Origin of the sequence: Arthrobacter vasquezii (assembly GCF_029455255.1) — a bacterium.
Lineage (GTDB): Bacteria > Actinomycetota > Actinomycetes > Actinomycetales > Micrococcaceae > Arthrobacter_D > Arthrobacter_D parietis.
The window spans coordinates 1-4873 of sequence record NZ_JAROKN010000102.1 but is presented as its reverse complement, the minus strand read 5'-3'; the positions used below and the strand labels follow the sequence as shown (position 1 = coordinate 4873).

Below are 4873 nucleotides of genomic sequence, written 5' to 3'. Positions count from 1 at the left end.
GCCCCGGTGATACGCGCTCGGTCAAGGACAAGATGCGATCAATCAGTTGCTACACCCTTTCGGTGTGAAACGGCAGCCGTTAAGAACGTCTGCGTGCACGCACCCCGGACCCATGTCAGCCCTTCGGCAGTTTCATCTGTTTCTACAGCCAACTCACGGTGTTAGACCGACACATTTAGAACTGATCGCTTGGGTTCCCGCCCACCGGCGCTTCAGTTTTCGTGAACCCACGGGGGACGGATGCGTAGCGGAGCGAGGGACCCACCTCGTCAATATCCAGGTCCATAACGGTGCGCTTCTCGCCTTCCTTCGTCTCGTAGGAGCGGGACTTCAACCGGCCCTGGGCGATGACGCGGGTTCCCTTGGTGAGGGTTTCGGCGACGTTCTCAGCAGATTCACGCCACACGGAGCAGCGCAGGAAGAGGGTCTCGCCGTCCTTCCATTCGTTGGATTGCCGGTCGAAGGTGCGCGGGGTCGATGCGATGGTGAAGTTCGCTACCGCAGAACCCGACGGTGTGAAGCGTAGTTCCGGATCGGCGGTGAGGTTCCCGATAACGGTGATGGTGGTTTCGCCTGCCATGATGATCAACTTCCCTTGCGTGGTGGTTGTGGTGTTGTCGTTGAATAACTGAACTGGATATCTGAACTGGAGGTTTTAGGCGGCTTTGCGTGCTGCCTGGATGAGTTTGTCCATGCGGTGTCCTGACCAGTGGTCTTCATCGTCGGCGTCGTTGACGACGACGGGTGCCTGGGAGTAGCCGAGTCCGCCGTCTGCCGGATCACTGGTGATGTACTCGAACGCCGCGGGGACTTCGGTGATGTCGACCTCGCGGAAACTGACGCCTTTCCGTTCGAAGTAGCCTTTGGTCTCAACGCAGAGGGGGCAGTTCGGCTTGGTGTACACGGTGTAGGTAGCCATGGTCAGTCCTTGGTTTCGTATCGGTTTTAGTAAGAGTCAACTGCTGTGCTGCTGCTTCAATTCTAACTTTTTTCATCTGAATAACAGGGGTCTTAGCGTGAATTCTAGGGGTTTTCATGGCCGTTTTGTCGAACCCTGGACCACAGATACACAGAAACGCAGACCTTCTTCGTGCCTCCCTTCCCTTCCCTGGTTTGGGAGTTGTGTTCTTCTCCCTTCCCCGACGCTTCTATGTCTGTCAAGCGGCTGGAATCGGGTGCTGGCGTGGAGTCAGTGGAGAGGCGGGTTTGGGCCGTGCATGTCGAGGTTCCTCTTGCGAGGGGCTTCTACTGCGCGCCAGCTTGTTGACAGAACGTTGAGTTGTCAATACTTTGGAACCATGGATGATGAACGAGACACCGGCGTTCCCTCGGCTATAACCAGGCCTGCCACCAGAAGACGCCATGTTTCCAGTGGGCCGGAGGCAGTGGTCCTCGCCGTGTGGGCGGTGTTCGGCGGGCTGTTCATGGCCATGTTCTTTCACACCGGCGTCGACCTGGTGAACGGGACAAGTGCCGTTGTGGTCTATGGCGGTTTGGTCCTGCTGGCCATTCTGTTTGTTTTCGTCCGCTCCCGGACCCGTACCGTTCGGCCCAGACACTTCACCTTGATCGAAGGACTCTCGGCCCTCTGGTTCGGAGTAGGCGGCGGAATCACCTATCAGATTCTGAGCCCGGTCGGCTCCGAAACCGGCGGAGTGCCCCTGAGCACGGCGATCCTCGCGTCGATCGTGCTGGCACTTCCCCTGCTGGGCTGCTCACTATGGTTGGCGGTACGCGGCAGGTGAGCCTAGGAGATGCCATGAACCGCCTCGACGAGGTCGTTCATTCACCTGTGAGATTCGCGATTATGGCAGCACTAGCCTCCGTGGACGACGCGACCTACCAGGCCCTGAAAGACGAACTCGGGACCAGCTACGCGCTGCTGTCCAAACACGCCACAATCCTCGAGGACAAGGGCTACCTGGAAATCAACAAGTCCTTCCTCGGCAAAAAACCCCACACCGTCTTCCGACTCACCAGAGCCGGCCGGAAAGCCTACCGCGATCACACCACCGCCCTGCAAGACCTACAACGCGGCCTCCGCTAACCCCACCACAAGCAAAGGGGATGCAGCTGCGTGTGATGTACGCAGGAGGATTCCCTACGCATATATCAGGACATCCCTATTCGAGAAGGGGTTGTGCCAGCAACGTTAGATCCGCCGGTCTCGCAGTGGCGTAGAGGGTGTTCAGCTGACGGTAGAGCATGCGGGCGATGTAGCGCTTCAGGGACCTACGGATCTCCCGATAGCTATGGCCTTCTTGAGTACGTTTGGTGACGTAGTGCCGGGTTCCGGGATCGTGAACCATTCGGGTCATAGCAATGGTGTGCAAGGCTCGGTTGAGGCGCCTATCACCGCCCCGATTGAGTCTGTGCCGGACAGTGTTACCGCTTGAGGCAGGCAAGGGATTCACCCCTGCTAGTGAAGCGAAGGCAGCCTCGCTGCGAACCCTTCCTGGATGCGACCAAGCTGTCAGGATCGTAGCGACAGTGACAGCCCCGGCGCCCATCATTTTCAGCAGCGGCGCCGCGGGGCTTTGCTGGATCAGCTCTGTCATACGCTTCTGGTTAGCAGCTAGTTGAGTGGTTACTTCGTGGACGCGGCGCGCCAACCGAACTGCTTCCTCGCGCGCGATCAACAACTCGATTGGCTCGTTTCGTTCCCTCCACCTGGTGATCGTGTCGATCTGGGCGGGAACCAGCGGTTTACGAGCGTCGATTCCTAGATCGTGTGCCCGGAGTAAGGCGATGAGCGCATTGACACTCATCGTTCGGTCCCGGGTCAACTGATCCCTGGCTGCGCTCAGGATCTTGAGTCCTGCACGGGCTCCCTCGTCCTGGCGTGGGGTTCGAAGCTGGGACTCATCTAGAGCCAGGATTTCGGTTCCGATGGCCGCAGCGTCCAACGGATCGGATTTACCGATCGCGCGGCGTCCTCGGGCGTTCATTCGTGGAGCTTCGACGACGTCATAGCCGACCTCGGCTACTGCCCGGGCCACACGTGCGCCATAGGAACCGACACCCTCGACAGCCCACAGACACCCTGTGTCACCGTCCGTGCGTCGGCCTACCCAGGCAAGTGCGCGGGAGATCCCTGCCGAGGTAGTCGGGAATTGCTCGCACGCGACCTGTCGCTTAGTGCGGGCCTCGATGATGGAGTAGGTGTGTGTGCGGGCGTGGCAATCCACGCCGATGACGAATGGGCGGGTCTGCGCAACGAGTGTCACTGCGGCCACCCTCCTTCCTGTCGAACGGGCAAGATCAATCGCGTCGCGACCGGCACTGACCTGGGAGGAGTCACTTCGAGGCAATACTGTGATGAGCCACAACCGCAGGGGCTGGGCAAGCTTCTAATCAAGCCACCGACGTGAGACAGGTCAACGCCGGCCGCTCCATCCAGCGCGGACAAGTCGGGGGAAATGCACCCTGGCGGGGCAATTGTTTTTTCGAGTCACACGTCAGACGGAACGACCGGCATCAACACTGCCAGCTAGTCCCAGACCAGCCGCTGTAAGACTCACAGACGCTTTTTGCCTGCTGGCAAGCCCTGCTTGCTTGCCCCCGACGGAGTAAGTGCTCAACCCGTAGGGCAGCAATCCGTCACAGGAATGTGGGAGGAAATAAGCGACCCTGGGAGCGCCGGACATCATTGCTGTGCGGGGGGGGTGCCGGCCGATGGCCGGTTGACGCTGCGCAGCGGGGGCGCATCATCCGTAGGACAGCAGCAAAAATCGTGTGGGTGGTCTCAGCCCGAGCGCTGCGAGGCCCGTGTGGTGTTCCAGCCCGGGATGGTCCGGTCGAGGGTGTTCCGTCTGGTCGGTGTGAGTGTGCCGGCGCGGGCTTTGGCGCGTTGGGTTTGGATCCAGACATCCAGGGTGGCCTCGAGCGCGTTCGCGCCCTCATTCGCGCGGCGGGGCATGCGCCCGGTGCCCTGGATGAACTGCAGCAGTTGGGTATGGACGGTGTGCCAGTGGGTTTCCCGATCACCAAGGACGTTACCCCGCCAGACTCCGAGGGTGTCGAGCTGCCGGGACTGCTCCTCGGTCATGCGGCCGTCGGTGTAGCGGGCACGCTGGTATCTGAGCCAACGGTGCAGGTTCTTCTCCTCCAGGTTTGGGGAGAGCTGCTGTGGGAACCGCCGCCGGCGCCGGACGAAGGTCCGCAGCTGCGCGAACTTCTCCTCCCAGGGCTGCCGGTACGGGGCAGCCGGTTGTGGTGGTGCCGGAGCTGGCTGATCGTGAAGAATCAGCCGGCGTCCGAGCAGGGTCGGGTAGCGGCGTTCCTGGTAGCGGATGTGGAGGCGGACTTTCTCGTATTTGACCCGGCACAGCTCCGCAATCTGCTTGATACTCAGCCCCCGCAGGTACATGAGGAGCCACTCCTCGCGGGAGGTCGCCGGCCCCCACTCCCCCGCATCATCAGAACCGTCCATGAATTGGTGCGGCACGAGGGTTAGGCGTCAGGCCACATGTACCGGCCGGCATCGTGATCAGGCTGTGCCCAGGTTAGATTCACCGGGCCGGCACCGGCAGGCTGCAGCGGCACCGCGGCCTCGAGTGCGTGCTCGGCGGCGCTGCCCGACTGGTAGATGACCCGGTGTGCGGAGTGAATGTAGTCGGTGGCCTCGCCCATGGAATGGTTTCCTTCCCCGGTTGATTCGAACTGATTCCCAATCTATCGATGCGCCGTACCGCTTCGGGTTGCGCCACGGCACCCGGGTGGGTGAAGGGCGTTGTCGTGCTGGACGCGGCGGCCGGAGGAGATGTTCCTATAGACAAATCGGCCCACTTCCCATCCACGTTTCGTCGGTCCTATCCATGGCAGTTGGGGATCCTCTTGCAACGGTAGGCGGAGCAATCACCGGCACTGTACT

General features: G+C 60.9%; 6 protein-coding genes and 1 pseudogene. 2 read left to right on the top strand and 5 right to left on the bottom strand.

Annotated elements, in window-relative coordinates; translation table 11 throughout:
• Window positions 1-193: 193 nt before the first annotated feature.
• Both P4U43_RS17580 and P4U43_RS17575 read right to left on the bottom strand, forming a co-directional pair.
• A pseudogene (locus P4U43_RS17580) lies at window positions 194-607 on the bottom strand (single-stranded DNA-binding protein); the annotation flags it as partial.
• A gap of 48 nt (window positions 608-655) precedes the next feature.
• Window positions 656-919 carry a glutaredoxin family protein gene (locus P4U43_RS17575; protein ID WP_277359892.1) on the bottom strand — a complete coding sequence of 88 codons (264 nt, stop codon included), beginning with the start codon at window positions 917-919 and terminating at the stop codon, window positions 656-658.
• Between the two features lie 379 nt (window positions 920-1298).
• On the opposite strand from P4U43_RS17575, the gene P4U43_RS17570 reads away from it, so the two are divergent.
• Together P4U43_RS17570 and P4U43_RS17565 are read left to right on the top strand one after the other, a co-directional pair.
• On the top strand, window positions 1299-1745 hold the full coding sequence (locus tag P4U43_RS17570) for a hypothetical protein (RefSeq protein ID WP_277359891.1): 447 nt from the start codon (window positions 1299-1301) through the stop codon (window positions 1743-1745).
• A gap of 14 nt (window positions 1746-1759) precedes the next feature.
• The gene (locus P4U43_RS17565) at window positions 1760-2047 is read left to right on the top strand and encodes a winged helix-turn-helix domain-containing protein (protein WP_277359890.1); all 288 of its coding nucleotides are present in this window, start codon (window positions 1760-1762) and stop codon (window positions 2045-2047) included.
• A gap of 76 nt (window positions 2048-2123) precedes the next feature.
• On the opposite strand, the gene P4U43_RS17560 is transcribed toward P4U43_RS17565, so the two are convergent.
• From P4U43_RS17560 to P4U43_RS17550, 3 genes are all read right to left on the bottom strand, one after another.
• Window positions 2124-3227, bottom strand: a complete 1104-nt coding sequence (locus tag P4U43_RS17560) for an IS110 family RNA-guided transposase (protein WP_277359893.1) — start codon at window positions 3225-3227, stop codon at window positions 2124-2126.
• Window positions 3228-3745: 518 nt separating this feature from the next.
• Window positions 3746-4447, bottom strand: coding sequence for a helicase associated domain-containing protein (locus P4U43_RS17555; protein WP_277359889.1), 702 nt, complete (start codon window positions 4445-4447; stop codon window positions 3746-3748).
• Window positions 4448-4452: 5 nt separating this feature from the next.
• The gene (locus tag P4U43_RS17550; protein ID WP_277359888.1) at window positions 4453-4632 is read right to left on the bottom strand and encodes a hypothetical protein; all 180 of its coding nucleotides are present in this window, start codon (window positions 4630-4632) and stop codon (window positions 4453-4455) included.
• Window positions 4633-4873: the final 241 nt, after the last annotated feature.

Coding starts and splice junctions, on each gene's coding strand:
- P4U43_RS17565 (WP_277359890.1), top strand. CDS start 1,760: ATGAACCGCCTCGACGAGGTCGTTCATTCACCTGTGAGATTCGCGATT.
- P4U43_RS17575 (WP_277359892.1), bottom strand. CDS start 919: ATGGCTACCTACACCGTGTACACCAAGCCGAACTGCCCCCTCTGCGTT.
- P4U43_RS17570 (WP_277359891.1), top strand. CDS start 1,299: ATGGATGATGAACGAGACACCGGCGTTCCCTCGGCTATAACCAGGCCT.
- P4U43_RS17550 (WP_277359888.1), bottom strand. CDS start 4,632: ATGGGCGAGGCCACCGACTACATTCACTCCGCACACCGGGTCATCTAC.